Source organism: Bacillus sp. SIMBA_074, assembly GCF_046534555.1.
Classification (GTDB): domain Bacteria; phylum Bacillota; class Bacilli; order Bacillales; family Bacillaceae_G; genus Bacillus_A; species Bacillus_A mycoides.
This window is the reverse complement of sequence record NZ_JAWRYM010000287.1, coordinates 1-309: the sequence shown is the minus strand read 5'-3', so window position 1 is coordinate 309 and position 309 is coordinate 1. Positions and strand designations below refer to the sequence as shown.

Sequence of the window (309 nt, the reverse complement as noted above, 5' to 3'; positions counted from 1 at the left end):
GCAAACTATGGTGGTGTACGTGCCATCACTGCTTCAGCTGGACCTGGACTTTCCTTGAAGATGGAGGCGATTGGTTTAGCGGGCATTACCGAGACGCCAATTGTCATTGTCGATACTCAGCGTGGCGGTCCATCTACGGGACTTCCTACAAAACAGGAGCAATCCGATTTAATGGCCATGATTTATGGTACTCATGGTGAAATCCCTAAAATCGTAATGGCTCCAAGTACAGTTGAAGAAGCTTTTTATGATACGGCAGAAGCATTCAATCTTGCAGAGGAATATCAATGTCCAGTTATCGTTTTATCC

The 309-nt window shown here is 45.3% G+C and carries 1 pseudogene; it reads left to right on the top strand.

From position 1 onward, the window contains the following. Positions 1-309 (top strand): annotated as a pseudogene (locus SB773_RS30880) (2-oxoacid:acceptor oxidoreductase subunit alpha); the annotation flags it as partial.